Source organism: Pelagicoccus mobilis (assembly GCF_016595505.1).
Lineage (GTDB): Bacteria > Verrucomicrobiota > Verrucomicrobiia > Opitutales > Opitutaceae > Pelagicoccus > Pelagicoccus mobilis.
This window is the reverse complement of record NZ_JAENIL010000037.1, coordinates 43,650-66,552: the sequence shown is the minus strand read 5'-3', so window position 1 is coordinate 66,552 and position 22,903 is coordinate 43,650. Positions and strand designations below refer to the sequence as shown.

The 22,903-nt window shown below is 56.4% G+C and carries 18 protein-coding genes; 5 read left to right on the top strand and 13 right to left on the bottom strand.

From position 1 onward, the window contains the following. Positions 1-164 precede the first annotated feature (164 nt). Positions 165-1,457 carry an FG-GAP repeat domain-containing protein gene (locus tag JIN87_RS18735; protein ID WP_200357138.1) on the top strand — a complete coding sequence of 431 codons (1,293 nt, stop codon included), beginning with the start codon at positions 165-167 and terminating at the stop codon, positions 1,455-1,457. Positions 1,458-1,520: 63 nt separating this feature from the next. Next, the gene (locus JIN87_RS18730; protein ID WP_200357137.1) at positions 1,521-2,936 is read left to right on the top strand and encodes a tetratricopeptide repeat protein; all 1,416 of its coding nucleotides are present in this window, start codon (positions 1,521-1,523) and stop codon (positions 2,934-2,936) included. An 11-nt stretch (positions 2,937-2,947) separates the two neighbouring features. Here the strand turns inward: JIN87_RS18730 and JIN87_RS18725 are convergent, their stop codons facing one another. Next, the gene (locus JIN87_RS18725) at positions 2,948-3,925 is read right to left on the bottom strand and encodes a transposase (protein WP_200357136.1); all 978 of its coding nucleotides are present in this window, start codon (positions 3,923-3,925) and stop codon (positions 2,948-2,950) included. Positions 3,926-4,192: 267 nt separating this feature from the next. Here JIN87_RS18725 and JIN87_RS18720 point away from each other — a divergent pair, with 267 nt between their 5' ends. Next, entirely contained in the window at positions 4,193-5,662 is a 1,470-nt protein-coding gene (locus tag JIN87_RS18720) for a histidine kinase (RefSeq protein WP_200357135.1), read from the top strand. 48 nt (positions 5,663-5,710) lie between these two features. Here JIN87_RS18720 and JIN87_RS18715 read toward each other — a convergent pair whose 3' ends face one another. From JIN87_RS18715 to JIN87_RS18695, 5 genes are all read right to left on the bottom strand, one after another. After that, complete coding sequence (locus JIN87_RS18715) at positions 5,711-6,328, bottom strand: HNH endonuclease (protein WP_200357134.1); 618 nt, start codon at positions 6,326-6,328, stop codon at positions 5,711-5,713. Between the two features lie 185 nt (positions 6,329-6,513). After that, positions 6,514-6,813: a Dabb family protein gene (locus tag JIN87_RS18710; protein ID WP_200357133.1), complete on the bottom strand. Its 300-nt coding sequence runs from the start codon at positions 6,811-6,813 to the stop codon at positions 6,514-6,516. A 23-nt stretch (positions 6,814-6,836) separates the two neighbouring features. After that, positions 6,837-7,421 carry a hypothetical protein gene (locus JIN87_RS18705; protein ID WP_200357132.1) on the bottom strand — a complete coding sequence of 195 codons (585 nt, stop codon included), beginning with the start codon at positions 7,419-7,421 and terminating at the stop codon, positions 6,837-6,839. A 176-nt stretch (positions 7,422-7,597) separates the two neighbouring features. Further along, a complete protein-coding gene (purM, locus tag JIN87_RS18700) occupies positions 7,598-8,680 on the bottom strand; it encodes a phosphoribosylformylglycinamidine cyclo-ligase (RefSeq protein ID WP_200357131.1) in 1,083 nt (360 codons plus the stop codon). 38 nt (positions 8,681-8,718) lie between these two features. After that, the gene (locus tag JIN87_RS18695) at positions 8,719-10,635 is read right to left on the bottom strand and encodes an amidophosphoribosyltransferase (protein ID WP_200357130.1); all 1,917 of its coding nucleotides are present in this window, start codon (positions 10,633-10,635) and stop codon (positions 8,719-8,721) included. Positions 10,636-10,937: 302 nt separating this feature from the next. On the opposite strand from JIN87_RS18695, the gene JIN87_RS18690 reads away from it, so the two are divergent. Then, a complete protein-coding gene (locus JIN87_RS18690; RefSeq protein WP_200357129.1) occupies positions 10,938-11,465 on the top strand; it encodes a hypothetical protein in 528 nt (175 codons plus the stop codon). Positions 11,466-11,645: 180 nt separating this feature from the next. On the opposite strand, the gene JIN87_RS18685 is transcribed toward JIN87_RS18690, so the two are convergent. The 6 genes from JIN87_RS18685 to JIN87_RS18660 all read right to left on the bottom strand — a co-directional run bounded on the left by JIN87_RS18685 (position 11,646) and on the right by JIN87_RS18660 (position 21,663). Then, a complete protein-coding gene (locus tag JIN87_RS18685) occupies positions 11,646-13,799 on the bottom strand; it encodes a TonB-dependent receptor (RefSeq protein ID WP_200357128.1) in 2,154 nt (717 codons plus the stop codon). A gap of 132 nt (positions 13,800-13,931) precedes the next feature. Beyond that, a complete protein-coding gene (locus tag JIN87_RS18680; RefSeq protein ID WP_200357127.1) occupies positions 13,932-14,936 on the bottom strand; it encodes a vWA domain-containing protein in 1,005 nt (334 codons plus the stop codon). Positions 14,937-15,113: 177 nt separating this feature from the next. Continuing rightward, positions 15,114-17,279, bottom strand: a complete 2,166-nt coding sequence (locus JIN87_RS18675; protein WP_200357126.1) for a xanthine dehydrogenase family protein molybdopterin-binding subunit — start codon at positions 17,277-17,279, stop codon at positions 15,114-15,116. Next, a complete protein-coding gene (locus JIN87_RS18670; protein ID WP_200357125.1) occupies positions 17,276-17,761 on the bottom strand; it encodes a (2Fe-2S)-binding protein in 486 nt (161 codons plus the stop codon). Before JIN87_RS18670 ends, JIN87_RS18675 begins: the two co-directional genes overlap by 4 nt. Before the next feature lie 81 nt (positions 17,762-17,842). Continuing rightward, a complete protein-coding gene (uvrA, locus tag JIN87_RS18665; RefSeq protein WP_325176397.1) occupies positions 17,843-20,680 on the bottom strand; it encodes an excinuclease ABC subunit UvrA in 2,838 nt (945 codons plus the stop codon). Positions 20,681-20,766: 86 nt separating this feature from the next. After that, on the bottom strand, positions 20,767-21,663 hold the full coding sequence (locus JIN87_RS18660; RefSeq protein ID WP_200357124.1) for a PfkB family carbohydrate kinase: 897 nt from the start codon (positions 21,661-21,663) through the stop codon (positions 20,767-20,769). 77 nt (positions 21,664-21,740) lie between these two features. On the opposite strand from JIN87_RS18660, the gene JIN87_RS18655 reads away from it, so the two are divergent. Next, a complete protein-coding gene (locus JIN87_RS18655) occupies positions 21,741-22,268 on the top strand; it encodes a DNA-3-methyladenine glycosylase (protein WP_200357123.1) in 528 nt (175 codons plus the stop codon). A 15-nt stretch (positions 22,269-22,283) separates the two neighbouring features. On the opposite strand, the gene JIN87_RS18650 is transcribed toward JIN87_RS18655, so the two are convergent. After that, entirely contained in the window at positions 22,284-22,895 is a 612-nt protein-coding gene (locus tag JIN87_RS18650; protein WP_200357122.1) for a thioredoxin family protein, read from the bottom strand. Positions 22,896-22,903: the final 8 nt, after the last annotated feature.

The window sequence follows — 22,903 nt, the reverse complement described above, 5'->3', positions numbered from 1 at the left end:
AGCGGGAACCTTTAGCATCGCCTCTCCAAAACAGCGTATTCACCGGATAAACACGTATACATTGGGCCGCTTACCCTCCTTTGAACCACTCTTTAGCAACACCGCCACAAAGCGTTGGTAAAATCTTGCCGCCCTCCGCGAAGTGGCAAAAATTCAAACTCCGTATGAGATCCCGCACCTTCGCCTGGATACAATTTATCCCCCTCGCCCTCGCACCCCTCGCCTTTCAAGGCTGCGCCCCGACGGAAGCCGACCTAAAACTCCCGCCACCGCCTAAGGCCACGGCCCAAATCGATCTCGACCGCTTCTCAGGACAGGAAATCGGCAACCCGATCGGAGACCGACGCCCCTGGGTCGCCCACATCAAAGCCGCCGACCTCGATCAGGACGGCCGCCTCGACGCCATCGGATGCGAAGCCAAAGACAGCGAGGTCGTCTGGCTCCGCCAGCAAGAAGACGGCAGCTTTCAGGAAATCGTCATCGCCGAGCAAGCCCAAGCCCCCGTGCACGCCGAAGTCTACGATCTAGACGCCGACGGAGACCTCGACGTCCTCGTCTCCTGCATGAACATCGTCTTCCCCAACAACGACAAGATCGGCACCCTCATGGTGCTCGAAAACGACGGCTCCCAAAACTTCACCCAACGCATCCTGCTCGAAAACGTCGAACGCGTCACCGACGCCCGAGCCGCCGATCTCGACAAAGACGGAGACCTCGACCTCGTCGTAGGGCAATTCGGATACGACCAAGGCGAAGTCCGCTGGATGCGAAACCTCGGAAACTGGAACTACGAATCCGAAGTAGTCCTACGCCTCTCCGGCACCATCAACGTCACCATCGACGACTACAACGGCGACGGCTGGCTCGATTTCGCCGCCCTCGTCTCCCAACAATGGGAAGAAATCCACCTCTTCGAAAACGACACCAACGGCGGCTTCAAAAAAAGCCGAGCCATCTGGGGCTCCACCAACGACGACTACGCCATATCCGGCATGAGCTCCGCCGACCTCAACCGAGACGGAAAGCCCGACCTCGTCTTCACCAACGGCGACGGCTTCGGCCCCAATCCCGTCCCCGGACCGCGTCCCTGGCACGGCGTCCAGTGGCTCGAAAACAAAGGCTCCGGCTTCTTCAAATACCACCGCATCGCCGACCTCGGCGGCGCCTACGCCCCCGTCACCCTCGACATCGACCACGACGGAGATATGGACGTGCTCGCCCTCTCAAGCTTCAACGACTGGTCAAACCCCAAAGCCGAATCCCTCATGCTCTACGAAAACGACGGGAACATGAACTACACCTCCATCCTGCTCGCCCACAATCCCATCCAGCTCCTCACCATCGATATCGGCGACTACGACGGCAGCGGACAATACAGCATCGTCTCCGGCGGCATGCACGCCTACCAACCCTACGAACGCATGAGCCGCTTCATGATCTGGCGCCCCCAAAAGTAGAGCCCCACAAACGGTAGCGGCCATCGACTCCGATGGCCACCCACCCTACACCACTCTCTTCCCATGAAACTCAAACTCTCCCTCGCCGCCCTCCTCATCCTCGTAGCAGCAGGCGGCTTTCTCCTCTGGCAAAAAAGCGCCCAAACCACGGCCCTCATCGCCCAAGCCGCTCCCCAAGTGCCAGCGGCCCAGATTTCCAATCCCGAGCTCCTCGACCGTATCCAAAACGCCACCACCGAGGCCAACGAAGGTCAACTTGATGGACTCGCCGAACTCAGCCGCCTCTACCACGCCAACGGATTCACCAACGAAGCCTGGCAATGCTACGCCACCCTCGTACTCGTCGACCCCAGCCAAGCCCGTTGGCCCTACCGCTTCGGACGCATCCTCGCCGGCTACGGACAGCTGGAAGAAGCAACCCCGCTCTTTGAAGACACAATCAAACTCGACTCCAAGTACCTCCCAGCCCGTATCCGACTAGGCGATACACTCCTCAAACAAAACCGATTCGAAGAAGCGCGACGCGTCTACCAAGACACCCTCTCGCTCGACGAACAAAACCCATACGCCCTCGTCGGGCTCGCCCGAGTCGCCATCGCCAAAGAAGATTGGAAGGAAGCACGCGCCCACCTAGAACTCGCCGTCAAAGCCAGCGACTTCCAAATCGGGGCCGACCTGCTGGGCGACGTCTACGAAAAACTAGACCTACCCGCCCTCGAAAACCGCGTCCTGCAAAACATCGAGTGGGGCTCCTACGCCGACATCCCAGACCCCTGGTCCCTCACCCTCATGGACGACAGCTACGACGCCTACCAAGTCTCCATCGCCGGAGGTTGGGCCGCTCACCAAGGAGACGTCCGCACCGGGCTCCGCTACGCCCAACGCGCCATCAAGCTCGATCCCGACAGCTCCACCCTGCACTACCAAATCGCCGGCCTCTACCAAAACCTCGAAAACGACAAAAAGGCCGAAGAGCACTACCGCCGCTGCGTGGAACTACAGCCCGATTTCTCCGACGCCTGGCTCGGCCTCATCGAAATCGCCAAGCGACGCAACAGCCCCACCCATCTCCGCCGCACCCTCGACGCCGCCCTCAAAGCCGCCCCAGAATCCCCCTCCCTCAATATCGAACGCGGCAAACTGCTCGTCGCCCAAAAGCAGTTCGAAAAAGCCTACCCCTACTTCGTAAAGTCTATCGAGAACCGCCCCCACGAAGCCGTCGGCTACATCGCGCTCGCCCAAGCCTACCTCGCCGACAATCGCATCGAAGACGGCGTCGCCCAGATGCGCCTCGCCCTCGTCCAAGAACCCGCCAACCCCGTCGCCCTCTCCTCCATGGTCTTCGACGCGATCGTCCGCAAAGACAAAGCCGAAGCCGACCAATGGTTCACCCGCCTCCGCCAGCAAGTCCGTTTCCGCGACCAAGAGATCGCCCAACTCGAAACCATGTACCAACAAACCTTCGGCACCCGCCCTTAACCCATAAGGGGTCAATGCTCAAAGTTCAAATCTATCAATTTCCCGAAAAGCGGACACTTTGATCGCCGGCGACGATAAATCGTCAGATTCGAACTCATCCCCTTCGGCGACCCCATCGAGAGCCGTTCGCTCAACCACGCGTTCTTCACGCTCGTCGACTCCTTGAGCTTAGAGGCGATCGCCAGCTTCCAATCAACCGACTTGCTCGCCGACGCGGCATCCTCCTCCCGAAAGCCGAGCTGCTTCAGGCACTTCCGCAAAGCCTCTCGCCAATGCAGCTCGTTCAATTCCAATAAAGCCTCCTTGCCCAACCTCACGGTATCCTTTTTGGCCAGGAACTCATCCATATGGGCTTTCTTGAATTCATTCCCGCCGATACACCAACCCCGACACATCCTCGCCTCCAGTTTTTCCAGCTCCTTAGGATCATCACACATCCTCATCTGCAACGAGGTCGCGTAGCTCCTCCATCCTGCCGAACTATCCTTCAAGCCTTCCCGATTGCACATCCAGCTCGCATCTAGACAAGACGGACGAGTCTTCAGTTTGGAAAACCAATTCAAACTGCTCCAGCGGTAAGACTTCGCCACCCCCGGAGCAACCACCCCAGCACGCACCGGATTGAGATGGATATAGTCCACCAAATCGCACAAATGCATGCCCGGCTCCACCACCAAGGACTTGAAACGCCCCTGGAACAAATGCCCAGTCTCCTTGCGAAAGCGATTGAAACGAGCCGCAAAGGTCCCCTGCAACCAACGCATACCTTCGGAGAGGTTGCCTCGAGGAGTCGCGATACAGAGATGGAAGTGGTTGCCCATCACGCAATAGGCGTGCAAGCGCCAACCGAAACGATCGCAGGCCTCCAGCAGACACACCTCAAACGAAGCCTTGGCTCCCTCATCCTCAAAAACGTAGGAACGGTAGTTCCCACGATTGATCACATGAAAGATCCCATCGTTCGTCTCGATACGCGGCCCTCTAGGCATGAGACGAAACTAGAAACCTAAAACAAGATGTCAATTTGTGTTTTGAACATTGACCCGTTTAATCCCTCAGGCAGTATCAAAAGTGCCCCTCTGCGTTTTCGCTCCTAGAGTTGACTACTGCCAATGTGAACCGACTCGCGCAAGGGGACGAAGGTCGCTCCCTTAAGCGGGTTCACGTCCCCACCCCGTAGAACCCCTCAAAAAGTCCAGAAGCCTGGCTGAGATCCGATTTAGAGAAGCGTCACATCACCTGATCACGCTTTTCTCATGAAAGATCTCAAGAAGACCTTCGCCCAAAATTTCGCCGTCAGCGCCGTTAGCAGCGCCGCCATTCTCGCCTTCATGAACGTTCCTTTTCTAGAAGGAACCAGAAACTCTCTCGGAGCCTCCCCTGCGCTTCTCTGGGTTCTCGCTGCTACGCTAATCATTGCCATCCAGTTCTTTACCTTTCGACGTTCCCTCAAGCTCGTTGCCAGTCCTCTAAATCGCCTGATGAAAGAGGCCGAGCATGGCGAACAGGGCTTCGCCTTCAAAACCCGAGCCAAAACCAAGGAAGAAGACGGAATCAAACACGCCATCGAAGCCGCCAACCTACGGGCTCGCGAATCCGGCGACCAAGCCGAAGAACTGGAAGCCGAACTGGAAAAAACCAGCCAAACTCTCGCCGACGAGACAACCAAATCCGCAACCCTGCAATCTCGCTACGACGAGATCGAATCCTCCACTCGCGATATCCGAGTCGAAAACGAAACCCTCAAAGCGGCCAAAACCGCCCTCGAGCTCACCCTCGAAAACGAGCGAAAGTCCAAAGTAGGAGCCGAAGTCGAAAAGCGAACCGAAGAAATCTACACCCAAATGGAGCGAGCCGTCTCAGCCGCTGCCATCAAGTCGGTTTGGATTCCATCTCTCGTGCACGAGCTCAAAACGCCGATCACTCTCATCAACCAACTCTCTTCAAAACTCTCCACCTCCTGGCAAGAACGCTCCCTCAAGGAAGTCGGTCAGGAGATCGAAGCCATTGTCGCCCAAAGCGAAACCCAGCTATCCCTGCTCAACGAAATCCTGGAACGCCAGCCTCCGCTCGAAAAACCGGAGCCACCGGCCCTTGCCGTCGAACCAGAAGACGAAGCGCCGCAAACGGAAGCCCCAGCAGTCGAGCCCACCTTCTCTTCAGAGCAAGTCCCAGAACCCGAGACCATCATCGAGATGACCAAGGACATCGAGCTCGAGGAACCTGAAAAAGAGGAAGAACCGCTCGCAATCGGCCTCGAAACGGAACCCAAGCAGCCCACCGAAACTGCCCCCTCTCCACACTCCCTGGAAACCATTCTCGGCAATCTGGTCGAAGAATTCTCACGCAAGATCGTGGACGTCCACTATTCCATCTCCCTCGACCGAGATCTCGATATCGAACTCGAAGACCCGACCATGCTTCGCCTCCTCCGCACACTCGCCGAGTCAGCGAGTCACTGCACGCTCGAAGGCGAAGTCGTTTTCGGCGTCGATCTTCAGCCAGAAAACCTCGTTTTCGACGTCGTCTGCAACGGCAAGCTCAACCAGCAGATCGATCCCGTCCTCATCTCCCGAGCAGAACGCGACGCGAACGAACTCGGCGGCCAGATCGAAATCGAATCCACGACCGCCACCGAACTCCACCTCAGCTTCAACTACCCGCTAGGCACCCCAGAGACCAGTAAAGAACCCATCGACCTCGAACAAGTCTTCGACATCGACTGAGGGCGCCCGGCCAGCAATCGCAGCAATCCCAAGCGCCAAAGAACAGCCCTACTTCTCCAGCTCGACGTTCCAATAGGCGATGTCGAGGAAGTGCTTCCAGGCTTCCTGCTTCTTCCCGCGGGCAGCGAGATTGATCACCGGACGCCATTTCGGAGCCGTTGGCTTGCGGATCAGATGCATCTTGGCCTCATGAGGTAAACGGTTCGCCTTGTGCGAGTTGCACTTGATGCACGAGCAAACGATGTTCTCCCACGTCGTCTTGCCTCCGTAGTGACGCGGAATCACGTGGTCTAGATTGAGCTCCTCTGAAGGCATCTTCTTCGAGCAATACTGGCAGGTATACTTGTCCCGCTCGAATACGTTGTGGCGGGTGAGCTTGATCTCCTTTCGCGGCACACGATCGAAAACCGACAACAAAATAACTCTCGGCACCCGAATCGGAAATTTCACCGTATGCACGAGCTCCAGCTCGCCGACCGGTGGATTGTGCCGCGAAAAATCGACCCAATCCATCATGTTGAAGACTTCGAAACTCTCGTCTTCCGCATGGACAACTTGGGCATGACCGCTCGCGAGGAGCGAAAAAGCCCGCTTGGCGGCAATCACATTTACCGCCTGCCATAACCGGTTAAGCACTAAGACCGGCTCCATAAGGGCAGCTTCCATGGGGAATTACTTTCTAGCCAAATCCCCCAAACTGTCAAGGCATCAACCCTGAGACCCTTAGTCAATTAACCCAAGCGTCACAAAAAAGGACGTATCCAAAATCCAGTAGCGCGGCGCTTTAGCCCGCGTCCGTCATGCAAGATCAAGCATTCCCGGCACGCCCTAAAGCTCCGCCCTACGAAAAACTACTCGCAGTCAAACACGCGAACTTGTCCAAAGAACTGCTTTTGGTTCGCGATGAAAGCGTGGTGCGTCGGGTGGTCCTGGTAGATGTCGTGGTCCGCCACGTTTTCTACGATCACGGTCAACATGTAGTCCCAGTCAGTCTGCACTACCGGACGTTTGGCGGTGTCAGCGACCTTGCCGATGTAGCAAGCCTTGGCGACATCGATCGTCGCGAGCGAATTGAGATCCTTTTCGAATGCAGCGACCTGTTCGTCGCTCATGCCAGGAGTGAGATTGAAGAGTACTGTGTGAACGAGCATGATTTTCTCTGTTTGTTAAAACCCTATTGTTCTCCAATCGATGTGAATCGGTCAAGCGCCGCATCGATCCGCTCCTTGTTTTCCGCATAGTATTCGAACGCTGCCGCTTCCTTATGCGCCTCGATGACATTCAATAGAGCCCGCATCGTATCCGCAGTCGCCAGCAACTCCGCCGTCGCCCCCTCTTGCTGCGCCCTCTGCTCAACAAACTTCAGATTCTCGCGAATATCGTCCTCCATCGACTCCTCCGCCGAAGCAAACTCCCACAAAAAGGTGAGCTTTAAACTCACGGCGATCACGTCAGGCCCCAACAAATCCGCCCCATCCCAGAACGAGCCCTGATTGGCCGCCCAAATCAGATCGTCCGCCACAGCGATTTCTTCCCAAACCTCAGGATTCGCAGCCGCAGCACTCTCCAACGCGGCAAAGCTGCCTTCAAGATAAGTCAATTCGTCCTCAACGAGTGGATACGCCAATACGTCGTACATTCCTCCCCCCTGCTTAGACTCAAGCCAATGAGCCCCCGCAACCTGATAGTCAGGCTTAGGCGAGCAAGCCGAAACAAACAGCAGAACCAAGAGATGCGAAAATACACAAAGCCGTTTCATTTGCCGTCCGAGCATGCCCTATCCCAAAGCAAACGCCATCTCTTTCCTCGCTTCGGAAAAGCTAAGGTCCCGGCCGCCGTGCCGGACCTAGGCCTGGCACGGCGGTCACCCCCTACAAAAAAGAAAAAACCGCAGCCCAAGCTGACTGCGGTTTCAAAAATGAACTGAGTTTGGAGCTATCGCTTCAAGCTTACCTTGCCGGTACCCTTGACCGCTTGGCCAACCTTGACCGCCTTGCAGCCAGCGGCGTGACAGAACGCGAGCACATCGTCCGCTTGCTTGCCATCAACGACCAGCGTCATGCCGATGCCCATGTTGAACACCTCGTACATCTCGTCGAAGTCGATTCCGCCCTTTTCTCCAATCAGCTTGAAGATCGGCAACGGCTCCCAAGTCGTGGTGTCGATCTCGACGTCCACCTTCTCAGGGAGGATACGCGGGATGTTGCCCGTGAAACCGCCACCTGTGATGTGGGCGATACCGAACACCGCGTTGTCCTTTCGGAATTTCGAGGAACGGCCCTTGTTGAACTCCGCGAGCAATGGCTGGAGCAACGGCGCGTAATTCGTGTGCGGAGCCATGAGGGCCTTTTCCACAGTCTGACGCGTGCCAGGCACCTTATCCTTCAGCGTCAGCTTCGCTTGATCAAAGATCACCTTGCGAGCGAGCGTGTAACCATTGGTGTGCAAACCACTCGAAGGAAGACCGATCACCACATCACCGGGACGGATGGTAGAACCGGAAAGCATCTTCTTCTTTTCCGCGACACCCACGATGACACCAGCGATATCGTATTCGCCTTCAGAATACATATCGGGCAACTGAGCTGTCTCGCCCCCAATCAAAGCGCAATTCGCGCTGGCGCAAGCTTCAGAGATGCCAGCCAGAAGCTGCTTGAAAACCTTTGGCTCAAGCTTTCCAAGACCGAGGTAGTCCAAGAAGAAAAGCGGCTCCGCTCCGATCACGGAAATGTCGTCGATACAGTGGTTTACGATGTCGAGCCCTACGCTCTTGTGCTTGCCGGACTGAAACGCGAGCTTCAGCTTCGTACCCACACCATCGATACTGCTAACGAGCACTGGCTCCTTGTACTTGGACTTGGAAAGGTCGAACAATCCGCCAAATCCGCCAACCGCACCGAGAACTTCCGGGCGAGACGCGCTTTTGAGCGATTCTTTGAGGCCGCCCTTCATGCGGTCAGCCAAGTCGATATTCACGCCCACAGCGGCGTAAGCTTTAGTCTTTTTCTTCGCAGGCATCTTATAAACGGATCCTATCGTATTTTAGCAGTTAGGGATTAGTAGGCGCGGCCTTTGGCTTTTTCGAAGTAGTTGATGAAAGCGCGATTCACCACCTGGAAGCCTCCGGGTGTCGGGTAGTTTCCAGTGAAATACCAATCGCCATCATGCCCATCCAAGGCTTTGTGGAGATTATCAACAGTCTGGTAAATCACCTGGAGTTCACCCCTCCAGTCGTTGTCGTATGGATACACAAGCTGGGAGATCTTAGCGGAAATCTCATCGTCCGTGAACGGCTTATAAATCTCCTGCACGTAATTGACCGTGTTGGGAGCATCACCGTTTTCGGCATCCAAACACTTGCGGTAAACGTCAGCTATCACGTCCTTCTTGCCCTTCTCCTTCAGCAACTCGATCGCCGCTTCAAACGCGATGAACTTGCCGAGCTCGGACATGTCGATGCCATAACAATCAGGATAGCGGATCTGCGGCGCGGTCGAAGCGATGATGATCTTCTTCGGATTGAGGCTACCGAGAATCTTGAGCACAGACTTTCGCAGCGTAGTCCCGCGTACGATAGAGTCATCCACACAAACCAGATTGTCCTTCGGCTCCACGATTCCGTAGGTCACATCGTAGACGTGGGACGCCATCTCGTTACGCGAGTCTTCGGTCGAGATAAAGGTACGCAGCTTCTGGTCCTTGTGCGCGATCTTCTCGCCACGCGGCCAGTTCCTCATCACGAGCTCGTCAAGCACGTCGGAATCAAGCTCGCCCTTTTCCGCCGCATCCAAGATCGCCGCCTTCACCGCCTTGCGACGGATCATGCGCAACTCCTCGAGCACTCCGAAGTAAGCGACTTCCGAGGTATTCGGCACGAAGCTGATCACGGTGTTTTCCAGATCGCGATCGATCCCTTCCATGATCTGGTTGCAAAGTCCCGCGCCCAAGGCCTTTCGCTCCTTGTAGATGTCCGCGTCGTTTCCACGCGAGAAATAGATGCGTTCGAAGGAACATTGCTTCTGCTCGGGCTCAGGCTCGCGGAAAGCTTCGTCGAGGATCTCCCCGGACTTCTTCATCACGATGATGTGACCAGGCGGAACCTCTTTGATGTCTTCAAGCGACTTGTCGAAGATCGTCATCAAAGGAGCTCGCTCGGAAGCGGCCGCGAATACTTCGTCATCTTCGAAATAGTGAGCCGGACGGATGCCTAACGGATCACGCAAAATGAAACTGTCACCATTTCCGATACCGCCAATCAAAGCGTATCCACCATCCCAAGACTCCGCGGACTTGCGGAAAACCTTAGGCAAATCGATACCCGTAACGATCTTCTCGGCAATCTCGTCATTAGTATGCCCCTCGTCGCGCAAGTAGCGGTAGAGATTGTCGTGCGCCTCGTCGAGGTGGAAGCCGACCTTTTCGAGCAAGGCTTGCGTATCCGTGGCGAAAATCGGGTGCTGGCCAATAGCGATCAAGCTGTCGTTGAGCTCCTTCGTATTGGTCATGTTGAAGTTGCCCGCCAAGATCAGATTCTTGGTCGGCCAACTGCTGCGGCGGAAAAACGGATGACACACACTGAGCGAATAACCGCCCGAAGTGCCGTAGCGGAGATGACCCATGTAGAGCTCCGCCGCGAAGTCGAACTTGCGCTTGATCGAAGGCACGTAGTCCGGAAGCACCTCGCCATTGCGAATCAGCTTTTGGTAGCCCTTGAGCGTGTCCTTGAAAATGCGGTCCAACGCGTTGCTCTTCACGCTCCGCTCGCGGAACATGTAGGGCTCGCCGGCCGGCATGTCGAACTTCACCGCCGCGACACCCGCGCCGTCCTGGCCGCGGTTGCGCTGCTTCTCCATCAGGAGGAAGAGCTTGTAAAAGCCCCAAAGCGGGGTGCCATATTTCTCTTGATAGTACTCAAGCGGCTTTTTCAAGCGAACTTGAGCAATACCGCACTCGTGTTTAATCGGGTCGCTCATCGATTAGGCTGAAGTTTTTGGGCGATCCTGTCGCGCGATGGGATGAAATCCGGAGCAATCTTCGTCGGCATGGCAAAGATGATGTCTACAAAGGAGTGAGTGAAAATAGTCGTGTCGGCGGGTTTTGTCAGCCATTGCTGGCCGATTCTCGAATGAAAAGCCACCACCTACGGCGATATTTAAGACCCTTGCAACAAATCATTGCTTCTTTTCTACAGAGAATGTCGATTCAGCGAATACCCTATGCCGAAACCTTCCTGTAACAGGAAGTTCTCACCCCCGAAACACAGCAAAAAGGCCTAATGAATCCCCTCGCTTCGCTCGAAACGCTTCCGCCCGCCAAACCGGGAATGGACTGGCGAGCCCTCAATCGATACCGAAAAGAGGACCGAGGAGCCGCCTTCTACCTCACCTGCCTCCAATACGCCCAACACCTTTGGCAACAACGCCTTCCCGCTCGCTCCATCCTCTGCCTCGACCGGGCTTGGGGGGCCGATCTGCAAGGCGACGAAGCCGTGCTCAAGGAATGGCCGCTCCCCTACGCAGCCCTCGTCGACATCCTTAAAGCCGCTCCCGACGGCGCTTTCCTCGGCAATCCCCGCGTACATTTCCAGCACTACGCCGACCGGCTCGGCGAACCACGACGCGAACAACGCAAGTGGCGAGCCTGGGCCTGCTGGGACCTCACCCGCGCCACGCTCCCGCAGCTCCCCGGCGACCCTCGCCACAAAGTCGACTACCCCAGCCACCCGGAAATCTCCGAGCAACTCGCCCTCCACGGCCACCCAGCCGAGGTCGAACTCTGGCTCTCCACCTACCCCCCAAGGTAGCCCACGTCCGCCGCGCCACGCCTATCTCAGCTAGGACCACTTTCTTTTGTTTGGTCGCACCTTGAATGTCGCCTCGACGCGGCGACCTCCAGAAACATCCGATTCCACGTCTGTAGGTCCGGGCGTTGACCGGACATATCCCATTCCTGTTCGGCCTTTATCCATTTAAAAAAAACGCAGCTAGTAACGCCAGCTGAAGCTCGCTCCGATCCGCCGCTTATCAGGCAAATCCAAGCCGAAGGCCCGCCTCACAAAAAAGGTGGCCGCATCGCCAAAACGATTGGCCGATTCCAAGGCGTTGTCCTGATTCAAGTTCTTCCCCCAAACCGAAAGCGTCCAGTCCTCGCCGCTCAATCCGACCGTCAGGTCAAAGCGCTCCAAATCCTCCAAGACCGCCAAATTGTGCTCCGCCACGAATCGCTCCCCTTCGTAAATAAACGCCGGTCGCACAAAAAGCTCCAAGCCAGCGTCCAACTCGGTACGGTAAGTCAAAGCGAACGTACCATCAAACTCCGGAGCGTTAGGGACCCGATTCCCGCTCACCGATCCGTCCCCAGTCAGGTCCTCTTGAGCAGTCGTGTAAGTGTCGTCGAGTTTCGAATACGAATAGCCCACGCCTAGGCTCGCTTCAAGCTGGTCGGTCAAGGCAAGCCGCCCCTCAAGCTCGAAACCGTAAAGCTCAGCTCGACCTCCATTGGCAATCGTCCCAGCCCGGCGCGTTCTTCCCTCTCCATCTTGATAGCTCAGGCTCTGCGAAAACTGCAGATCGTCCCACTCGCTAGCATAGACGCTCAGATCCCACCAAAGCGTCTCATTCCAAGCCTCATTTCTAGCCCCAAACTCCAAGGTGGTCACCTTCTCCTCATCAAAGGTGAAAAACACCATCGCCTCCTCTCGAGCCGCCTCATCCAGATAGTTCAAGGTTCGAAGCTCCGCGTTAAACCCACCCGGCTTTTTGGCCTGAGAAAGGGCTCCGTAAAGTAAACCATTGCTCCCCCAATCGCGGCGATAGCTTAAGCTCGGAGTCCACGCGTACCACGATTCACTCCCCGATTCCTCGCCCCGAATATATTCAATCTCATCCCGAGCGTAGCGGAGATCAGCCGTCACAAACCCAGCATCTCCCAACTGGAAATCGTAGCTCGCAAAAACCGCCGTGTTCGTCACCTCCGACCCGCTTAGCTCTCCCTCGGAAAAGACCGGCGAACCAAAAACGATCAAAGTCTGGTCCTGCCGGAAAACGCTCTCCCGCGAGTACTCCGCCACCCCCAAAAGCAAGCGATCCGACAATCCGAGCTCCCAATTCGCTACGAGCTCCAACGACAATTCATCCAAACTGCCTGTCCGGCTCGTGTACGCCGCTTCGAGCTCGTAGAAATCTCCATCGAATCCCACTTCGTAATCCTGATCCTGAAGCCCCGCCTTAAACTCCACCTCCGGCCCGCCGCTATCCCACTTCAAGGCGAGATGATGCATCCCTACCTCCCTCTGGAATCCGGGCTCCAAGTACTCCCGATCCAAGTTCAACCCGATCTCCGAAGGCGTCGCCAGAACGCCACAATAGTATTGGGGACGCGAGTCCAAGAAACAGTTATTGAAGGCGCTGCTTTGCAGATAGGCAGGCAACGGCCCGTCATCCACATCCTGATACAAGCTACGAAAATTCAGAGTGAGCGGTCCATTCGCCTGCCAGCTCCCACTCAAGGCAAATTCGTCCGACGCCTCGCCCCCGACTTCTGAATCCCCCGTTCCCAGCGTGTTCTCATACTCCGCTTCCTTTTCGTAGCTACGAGCTGTAAACATGAGATCAAACTCCGCCCCGAACTCAAAGTCATGGACCAGAGAGGCGTCATAACCACCCTCGTCATCCAAGCCGACCGAAACACGCCCCCCCGCCCCTTCGCCCGGGCGCTTCGTGATAATATTGATGGCTCCAGCAAACGCGCCTCGACCATACAGCGCCACGTCCGACCCTCGAAGCACCTCGATCCGCTCCACATCATGCAGAGAGACACTTTCCCCGAAGCTGCTCATCGGCAGCCCATCCACCAGAAGCACCACAACATTCTCCCCCGCTATGTTTCCGATCCCGCGAGAAACCAATTTGCTGCGCCAACGTCCGAAACTCTCCCTCACCGAAACGTTCGGCAACTGCCCGACCGCCTCCGGCAGATCCTGGAAACTCCCTTCCCTCAAATCCGCCTCCGTAACCACCGAGATCGATCGCGGCACCTCCACATAAGATTCCTCAAAACGACGTGACGTAATCTTAACCTCCAGCAGCTCCTCGAAACTCAAGTCAAACAGATCCTCAGCCCCCAAAGAGACAAGCATCGAACACGCAAGGCCACCGGCCCCAAGCCATCTATTCAACGTTCCTCCCAGTCGCAGCATCCCACCACACAAGCCAAGGCTTTCAATTTCGCAAGTACTATTACGTAATCCCACGGCCCTCTATTACCGTTCCTAAAGCTCTCGCACACTGCCCCGAAAACGCTTCGCCAGACGCTCCAAACCTTCGCGCTCCCCTTCACCAAGCTCGAAGCCGATCACGTGCAAAGTCGGTCGAGCTCCCGTTTCCAGAACCTGACGATCCGCAAAGCGAAGCAGTTCGTCGAAACTGATTTTTGGATACGCATAGCCACCTCCCGCCTTCAAAGTTCTTCGATTGAGCGAACCATCCGTCACCAGAAAAACCAGATCCGGCTGCCAACGCAAGGCGAGCGCCAATGCCGCCTCATGACCCAACAGCTCTTGGTCCTCGATCTTGGGATTCCCCCTTAACTCACGAGCAATCCACTCCTTCAACGCTCGCTTGTTCCTTACCAAGGCAGGAGCAAGGTGCTCCGAGAAGACTTTCGTCCCTTGGCTAAACTGAACAAGCCCAAAGAGAGTCCCAGCCTGCAGCCCCTCCACCAACCGCAACGCCTCATCCTGTAGTCGTTCGATACTTACACCTTTCGCTGCCGCCTTCCGCACGACCGATGCCGACGTATTCACCACGATCACGATCCGGCGACCACTGTCCTTCACTCCGAAAAACTCCGCAGCGGACTCCGCGCTCCCAAGCTGGCCCGACAGATCCGACAAAACACCACCCATCAACGAATCCTGCGCCTCCGCAATCAGAGAAGACTCCAAACGATCCAAATCCAGATCAGCCTTCGGCATGACCGGCAAAGCTGGCAAATCGTTCCGAAACGACTGCTCCACTGCCAGCGGCTGAAAACTCCTCGGCTTCGACATCCGCCGACTCAACTCCCGCACTCGATCCAGACGCTTCTCCTCAGAACGCGCTACCTCTACCACCCGCTCGCCGGAAAACGATGGCGGATCCACCACCGCATCCCGATCCACCATCACAAACACAGACACCAGCAACACCGCCACCTGCGCCGCCAAAGCGATCAACAAGGTAGAGCGGTTGCGAGATCGAGGATTCGGCGATTCAGCAACTGAGGAGGGTAACAAAACGACAAAAAACTACCCCTCAAGCATCTCAGCGCAACCCGAAAGGCGCCCTGCATTCTAAGGTAGGGTCCGACCGCCGGCTGCGCGCCGCCGTAGCCTCCGGCGAAGGAGTGGCGGACCGTGTTGCACAACCACCCTCCACGGCTCGCCCGGCGGTCGAGCCTCAGCAGCAAAGCCTCACCCAATCGTCACCCCAGCCTTACTCAACGGCAGCTCGCGTATCCGGATTCCGGTTGCAGCATAGATCGCATTCGTAATCGCAGGCGTCGCCGCCGCAATCGGGGGCTCGCCCAAACCAGCAGGCCGATTATCACTTTGCAAATACACCGTCTCAATATCCGGAGCCTGGCCAATTCGAAGCAGCTGGTAGTCGTCAAAGTTATTCTGATCCACGGCTCCTCCATTAACGGTGACCTCGCCATGGGCCGTACTCAACGCATCGATCACGCACCCCTCCACCTGATTGTCGGCTCCGCTCATGTTGATGATCGGGCCAACATCAGCAGCCGAATACACCTTCTCGACCTTTACCTTGCCCGATGAGTCGCCCGACACTTCCGCGATATGCGCCGTAAACCCTCCGTGGTCAAAATGGAAGGCCATCCCTAGCCCTCGCCCTTCGCCCAAGGAACGCCCCCAATTGGCCGTCTTCGCCGCCAGCTTCAAGGTCTCCCGCGTTCGATGCAAATCAAGCGGAGCCGTCCCATGCGCCTTTTCCAAAAGCTGCAAACGAAACTGTAATGGATCCACCGATACCGATTCGGCTAGCTCGTCAAAGAAACTCTGAAACGCCCAGCAGTACGCCGAATGCCCCGGAGAACGCCAAGGCCCCGTAGGCACTTGGCAGGGAATCATAGACTGCCGCAACCGAAAGTTTGGAGTCAGCCCGGACGGGTAATGCTTCCCCGAAAGATTGGCCCCAGCCACAGGCTTCTTACCGTTTCCAAAAGTGATGAAGTGATGATCCCAGGCCACAAGACGACCACTCTTGTCCACGCCGCCCTTGAAGTGATGCCAAGCGGCGGGGCGATAAAAGTCATGCTTCATGTCGTCCTCGCGCGTCCACTGAAGCTGTACCGGCTCTTTCACCTCCTTCGCGATCGCTGCCACCTCCACCATAAAATCCGGAGTCAAACGACGCCCGAATCCGCCGCCCATGCGAGTGAGGTTCACATGGATCTTCTCTTGAGGAATCCCCAATGTCCTGGAAATCAAATTACGCCCCGAACCCGGATTCTGGCTAGGAGCCCAAAGCGTCATCTTCCCCGAGCTTCTATCGAAATGTGCCGTACAGTTCTGCGGCTCCATATTTGCGTGCGAAACAAAGGGGTAATAGTAGCTCGCTTCCAAAACCTTGTGAGCCTTGTCAAATCCCTTCGCTACGTTTCCATATTCGCGAACCGTCTTGCCCTCCTGCTTCGCAAGGCGAGCCGCCTGTTCCTCGAAACTGGTAGTAGAGTTAGCGTTGTCAGCATCCCAGTCCACGCGCAACTTCTTCCGAGCCGACTCCGCTTCCCACCACGTTTCCGCGACGATAGCGACGCCTCCCTGCAGGCCCCGCAAGCTGGTGCCTCCCTCGACCACAAACGCATAGCGAACTCCGGGTAGCCTTTCGATTTCCTTCAAATTCGCCTTGCGTACCCGTCCTCCAAATACGGAGCACTTCTGGAACACCGCGTAAAGCATCCCATCCAGACGTGTGTCACAACCATACAAAGGCTGTCCGGTGAAAATCTTCTTGTTGTCCACCCCACGCACGAACTTGCCCAGCAGCTTAAACTCCTCCGGACGGCTCTTCAGTTCCAAGGCATCCACTTCCGGCGGTTTCTCTTTCGCCGCCAGTCCCACCAGATCGCCGTAAGCGAGCTTTTTTCCAGATGCCTTGTGGACGATAAATCCGTTTTCGGCAGCACATTCACTTTTGGATACGCCCCACTTCTTAGCCGCCGCCGATTTCAACATGAAGCAAGCCGCCGCCCCAGCGATGCGCAAATCGTCCCAGCCATCAGGCGTCCCGCGACTACCGCCCGCGGCTTGGCGTCCATAACGCTCATCAAGCGGAGCCTGCTCGACCTTCACCGTCTCCCAATCGACATTGAGGCACTCGGCCACCACCATCGGGAAAGCCGTCTTTACTCCCTGCCCCGCTTCCGGGTTTTTGGATACAATCGTTGTAACTCCATTTGGGTCGATCCGAACATAGAGGTTCGGCTCCCAGACCTCGATCTTCGCCTTGCCGTTAGCCTTAGCGGAAGGGGTTCGACTCACTCCCACGATTAACGCCCCAGAAGCAAGAGCCGCTACCTTGATGAAAGAGCGACGAGATGACGCTTTGGCAATCATTGCGAACCTCCTTTCTTATCCGCCGACGTGTATTCAGCCGCCAACTTCACAGCCTTTCGAATTCGCTTGTAAGTCCCGCATCGGCAAAGATTGCCATTCAAAGCCGCATCGATCTGTTCGTCATCAGGATTCTCCACACGACTCAAAAGAGAAACCGTAGTCATGATCTGACCTCCCTGGCAATATCCGCACTGCGGCACATCAACTTCCTGCCATGCCCTTTGCACCGGATGCTGAGCTTCAGAATCCAAGCCCTCGATCGTCGTGATCTCCATCCCCACCGCTCCCGAAGCCGGAAACGTACAGGACCGCATCGCGTTCCCATTCATCAGTACCGTACAAGTGCCGCAAAGACCTTTTCCGCAACTGTACTTGGTACCAGTGAGATTCAACTTGTCACGAAGCGCCCACAACAAAGGCATGTCCGGAGGGACATCAAGCGTATGGGATTCGCCATTAATCGTCAGGGTGATTTGGCTCATATTGGGGTGTTTGATTAGGTCGAAGACGTACTATCCAACAGCCAACACCACAACGGGTCAAAAACTTACCCGTTGAGCCAGTTAAATTAGCAACGCTTTTCCCGTCTCGGAACGCTCACAAGCTCCGACATCTTTCACCGACCCCTCATAAACGATCTCGCCACCGCGCGATCCACCCCCTGGTCCAAGATCAATCAACCAATCGGCAAGCCGCACGAAATCCAATTGGTGCTCGATCACCACAACCGTATTACCCTGATCCCGCAGCCGGAAGAGCAAGTCCGCGAGTCGTTGAATATCCGCCCAGTGCAAACCAGTTGTCGGCTCGTCCAAAATATAGAGATTCTTGCCCGAGTTCCGCTTGGAAAGCTCAAGAGATAGCTTCAAGCGTTGTGCTTCTCCGCCACTCAACGTGTTAGCCGCTTGCCCTAACTTCAAGTAGCCAAGCCCCACCTGCTCGAGCGTATTCAGTTTCTCGATAATACGCGGAACGTTCTTAAACTTTTCGCAAGCTTCGTCTACCGACAGATCCAATGCCTCCGCTATGCTCAAACCAGCATACTTGGCCTCAAGCGTTTCACGATTATAACGCTTCCCATTGCAACTCGGACACTCCACATAGGCATCGCTCATGAAAAGCATGTCGAGTTTGATCGCCCCCTGCCCTTGGCAGCGTTCACAGCGTCCCCCTCGAGCATTGAAGCTGAATCGTCCCGCCTTGTACCCGCGAGTTCGCGACAGTGGAACTTTGGAATACAAATCACGAAGCGCATCAAACAACTTCGTGTAGGTCGCCGGATTCGAGCGCGGGCTCTGCCCTATCGGCTCCTGACTTACGCGGACGACACGCTCGAAATGTTCCAGTCCCTCCAGCCCTTTATGACTGCCCGGGATATCCTTCGAACGGTTGAGCCTGCGGGCAGCAGCCTTCGCGAGGATCCCATTGATCAACGTAGACTTTCCAGAGCCCGAAACACCCGTAACACACGTTAGCAGACCAACAGGAATGCGAGCCGTTACGTTTTGCAAGTTATGGTGAGAGGCTTCCTTTATCTCTACCCATCGCTCGCTAGGGGTCAGCGTTTCGGCGGACTTCCCCAAGGATTGTTCGCCAGATAGATAGGCTCCGGTCGACAGCGCCCTATCCTTTGCACCCAAACAATCTTCGGGCTTTCCTTCATACAAAACCTGCCCGCCATAATGCCCAGCTCCAGGACCGATCTCAATCAAGTGGTCCGCCGCTCGCATCATTTCTTCATCATGCTCCACCACGACCACCGAGTTGCCAACGTCTCTCAGTTCCTTGAGCGTCTCCACGAGCTTCTTGTTATCCTTCGCGTGCAGACCAATGCTTGGCTCATCAAGCACATAAACCACCCCCATCAAACTCATGCCGAGCTGCGTCGCCAGACGCACGCGCTGCGACTCGCCACCACTGAGCGTGCTGTATCCACGTTCCAACGTCAGATAATCCAAGCCAACTTCCTTCAAGAAACGTAAACGAAACTCGATCCCCTCGATCACTTCACCGTAAGTCGAGACATCACTTCCTTCCCGATCAAGTCCCGAGATAAACGCATACGCCTTCTCGACATCCATCCCCAGAAACTCCGGCAAACTCACCCCTTCCACAAAGACGTTCGCGCTGCGCGGGCTAAAGCGATGCCCGCCACAACACGGACAATCCTGCTCGGTCTGGTAAGTCATCAAGCGAGCCCGATAGCCATCGCTCTTCGTTTCCCGAGCCGCCTTGGTCAGAATTGGAATCACTCCATCATAAGAGACCGGAGCCGGCTTGGTCTTCCTGCGAGTCAGCTTAAACTCAAACTCACGATCCGGCACCCCATGAAGAATCTGCTCCCGCGTCTCGCTCGGCAAATCCTTCCAGGCCACCGTCGGATCAAAAGGCAACTGTTCCGCCAGTTGCCGCAACAACGCGTTATGACGAATAATCAGCTGCTTCCCCCCGATCCGCAAAGGCTTCAGCGCCCCGCCCTTCACGCTCTTGCTCGGATCCGGAACCACTAGCTCATCCAAGAACCGACGCGTCTCCCCAAGCCCGCCGCATTCTGGACACGAGCCTTCCGCCGTATTGAAAGAGAAATGACGCGGCGTGACCGGCTCATAGACCGTCCCGCAATCCCCGCACGAGAGGTTCCGACTCAAAGAAAGCTCCTGCCACTCAGCGTCGCGCGATTCCTGATACAAAACGACCGCCCGATCCTTCCCCTCGCTGAACGCCAATTCAAGAGAATCCGCCAAACGGCTTTTTTGGTCCGGGCCAATAACAAGACGATCCACCACGATATCCATCCGCAGCTCACCCCTTCCCGAAACCGAATCTGGAGAATCAACATCTACGATCTCCCCGGCCACTCGAACTCTCTGGAATCCCTTCTGCCTCAGCCTGGGCAACTCCTCCTTCAGCACCGCCGACTTCGCCGTCATGTACGGAGCCAGAAGCATCGCCCGCGAGCGCTCGGGCAAAGCAAGCACCTGATCCACCGCATCATCCAAAGTCTGCCGCTTGATCAAACCTCCGTCCTTCGGGCAACGCTGCTCCCCACGGATCACCCAAAGCAAACGCGCGTAGTCAGCAATTTCCGTTACCGTCGCCACCGTACTGCGCGGCGACGCATTTGAAGCCCGCTGCTCGATCGCCAAAACCGGAGAAAGCCCATGAATGAAATCCACATCCGGCCGCTTCAGCTGAGCCATCGCCTGACGAGCCTGCGTGGAGAGCGACTCCACATACTTGCGATGCCCCTCAGCGTACAAGGTATCAAACGCCAGAGAAGACTTACCCGATCCCGAAACTCCAGTGATCACCACCAACTTGTTCCGAGGGATCCGCACCTCGACGTTCCGAAGGTTATGCTCCCGCGCCCCCTTGACATGAATGTACTCGCTCTGACTCACTAGCCCCAGATCTCAATCCTACGTCCCTAAAAAGCAACTCCCAAGGTGGCAACTGTAGGGCGGGGCACCGACCCGCCATCTCCCTTTCACAGCTCAAATTCCGCAATTCCGGCTTCCGACGCGTTTCGTGCCCCATATTCGGCAGCCAGTTTCGCAGCCGACAACAGATCGTATCCATCACGATTATACAGGCAATCGATCACAGTCGCCAGAAAAACGTCCCCACAGCCTGTCGCCGATACACACTCCACCTCGCGGGGCGAAAACACAACGGGCGGCTCATCCCCATCCGCTACCCAAATTTCCGAGGCCCCATTCGTCACGATCCAACGATCGCAACCAAACCGCTCCCGGGCCAACCCCAGAAGCTCATCCGTCGACCGCCGTTTTTCCTCCCCCTCGAACAACAGCTCCAACTCGTCTCGATTAAACTTAACCAGCTCCGGTTTCTGCTTGGCAAACCAAGGTAAGCTGGGCCCGTAGTTATCGACGACCAACTTCACCTCCTCTCCGCGGGACTCCACCCAATCCCTAAGAGCGTCCCACCGAGCGTCTTCCCACCCCTGCACCGAACCGCAAACAGTGAAAACAATCGGCTCCTCCAGCGCTTTCAATTCCGCCACGGCCTCCTGTATCGCCTCTTCGGATACAATGGAATCCATTCCCAAAAACGTCGTTTCATCACTGCCCTCACTCCGAATCACCGAACCCGAACGAGCGACACATCCCTCGTGAAAGGCCAAGGTATCGATCCCCTGCTGAGCGAGCCACTGCTCGCAGGCGGGGCCGAAACTGCCTCCAGGAAAACAGAGCGCCTGATTGTCCGCCCCTAGCCGATTCAGCATCTTGCTCACGTTGATACCCTTGCCGCCCACCTGAAACGACTCCCCGCTCGCCCGTTGAGTCTTACCCGATTTCCAAGCAGCAAACTCATAAGTCGTCTCCGCCAGAAGATTGGCTGTGAAAGTAATTACTTTGGCCATCTCTCCACGCATACGCGCTCGCCGTCTTCAGGCAATGATTGCTTCACTCCCACAGAAGCATTTTTTGTCTCTTAGTCATGAGCCCGATCCTGAAACCCGAACGCTTCCAATCAAAAGATACAGTCCGCCACGCTCGTGAACTCATAGGGAAACAGCTCATCCTCAAGTCCAGCGACGCAGACGAACAGACCTGCGTCATAACCGAAACCGAAGCCTACGACGGCCCGCACGATCTCGCCTGCCACGCCTCAAAAGGACGCACCAAGCGCACCGAAGTGATGTTCGGCCCCGCCGGATGCTGGTACGTCTACCTGATCTACGGAATGCACGAAATGCTCAACCTCGTGACCGGTCCCCCAGACTATCCCGCTGCCGTCTTGATTCGCGGCCTCGAAGGAGTCAACGGCCCCGGTCGACTCACCAAACGGCTCGGCATCGACCGGCGGTTCAACGCTTCACCCGCGAACGAGAAGACAGGACTCTACTTGCGAGGCGCGTCACCCATTCCCGACTCCCAAGTCGACATCACCCCGCGCATCGGCGTCGACTACGCCGGACCCGACTGGGCCCAGCGTCCCTACCGTTTCGTACTCAAAAACCAATGACAGCGGAAAGAGACCCTATCGCGCCCACTTGATGCCGCAACCGTACGGACGCACCTTGCTCTTCTCCACCGGTCGCCCCTCTAGCAGAGCATCCACCGCGGCCAGCACGTAATTCTCGGCTCGGTCGATGTCCGCTGGGCTCGTCGAAGGGATACTATCGATCGCCCCGTCATAAGCCAAAACGCCCTTGTCATCGATCACGAACATGTGAGGCGTCGCCCTCGCTCCGTACGCCTTGCCCACCTTGCCCATTTCGTCTAGCAAAACCGCCGACGCCTTCACCCCCTTGCGAGCGTTCGCCTGACGCCATTCCGAAGAAGACATATGCCCCTGCTTGCCTTCCGCAGAAGAACAAATCGAAAGCCAGACAACATCCTTGCCTGCAGCGATCCCCTGAAACTCCTGCATCTTGCCCGAGCGATAAAACTTACTCACGTACGGACAGCCATGATTCGTCCACTCCAGCACCACGACCTTACCCTCATAGTCCTTCAGCGAGTGCGTCTTCCCCTCCACATCGGTTAAACTAAAGCCAGGGGCTTTCTCTCCAACGGTGACAGCTTGGGCGAACGCCCCGCAAAAAAGCGCCGCCAAAACGACGCCGAACAATCGGATCCTCAATTTCATGTTCTTTT

What these genes read in the sequence shown, in the direction of transcription:
- JIN87_RS18655 (WP_200357123.1), top strand. Translation starts at nt 21,741, where the DNA reads ATGAGCCCGATCCTGAAACCCGAACGCTTCCAATCAAAAGATACAGTC.
- JIN87_RS18685 (WP_200357128.1), bottom strand. Translation starts at nt 13,799, where the DNA reads ATGCTTGTCTCTTTGGGGGCTGAGGATCTGTTTGACTTGAGTTTCGAG.
- JIN87_RS18735 (WP_200357138.1), top strand. Translation starts at nt 165, where the DNA reads ATGAGATCCCGCACCTTCGCCTGGATACAATTTATCCCCCTCGCCCTC.
- JIN87_RS18730 (WP_200357137.1), top strand. Translation starts at nt 1,521, where the DNA reads ATGAAACTCAAACTCTCCCTCGCCGCCCTCCTCATCCTCGTAGCAGCA.
- JIN87_RS18675 (WP_200357126.1), bottom strand. Translation starts at nt 17,279, where the DNA reads ATGATTGCCAAAGCGTCATCTCGTCGCTCTTTCATCAAGGTAGCGGCT.
- JIN87_RS18695 (WP_200357130.1), bottom strand. Translation starts at nt 10,635, where the DNA reads ATGAGCGACCCGATTAAACACGAGTGCGGTATTGCTCAAGTTCGCTTG.
- JIN87_RS18715 (WP_200357134.1), bottom strand. Translation starts at nt 6,328, where the DNA reads ATGGAAGCTGCCCTTATGGAGCCGGTCTTAGTGCTTAACCGGTTATGG.
- JIN87_RS18710 (WP_200357133.1), bottom strand. Translation starts at nt 6,813, where the DNA reads ATGCTCGTTCACACAGTACTCTTCAATCTCACTCCTGGCATGAGCGAC.
- JIN87_RS18690 (WP_200357129.1), top strand. Translation starts at nt 10,938, where the DNA reads ATGAATCCCCTCGCTTCGCTCGAAACGCTTCCGCCCGCCAAACCGGGA.
- JIN87_RS18725 (WP_200357136.1), bottom strand. Translation starts at nt 3,925, where the DNA reads ATGCCTAGAGGGCCGCGTATCGAGACGAACGATGGGATCTTTCATGTG.
- JIN87_RS18660 (WP_200357124.1), bottom strand. Translation starts at nt 21,663, where the DNA reads ATGGCCAAAGTAATTACTTTCACAGCCAATCTTCTGGCGGAGACGACT.
- JIN87_RS18705 (WP_200357132.1), bottom strand. Translation starts at nt 7,421, where the DNA reads ATGAAACGGCTTTGTGTATTTTCGCATCTCTTGGTTCTGCTGTTTGTT.
- JIN87_RS18670 (WP_200357125.1), bottom strand. Translation starts at nt 17,761, where the DNA reads ATGAGCCAAATCACCCTGACGATTAATGGCGAATCCCATACGCTTGAT.
- purM (WP_200357131.1), bottom strand. Translation starts at nt 8,680, where the DNA reads ATGCCTGCGAAGAAAAAGACTAAAGCTTACGCCGCTGTGGGCGTGAAT.
- JIN87_RS18650 (WP_200357122.1), bottom strand. Translation starts at nt 22,895, where the DNA reads ATGAAATTGAGGATCCGATTGTTCGGCGTCGTTTTGGCGGCGCTTTTT.
- JIN87_RS18720 (WP_200357135.1), top strand. Translation starts at nt 4,193, where the DNA reads ATGAAAGATCTCAAGAAGACCTTCGCCCAAAATTTCGCCGTCAGCGCC.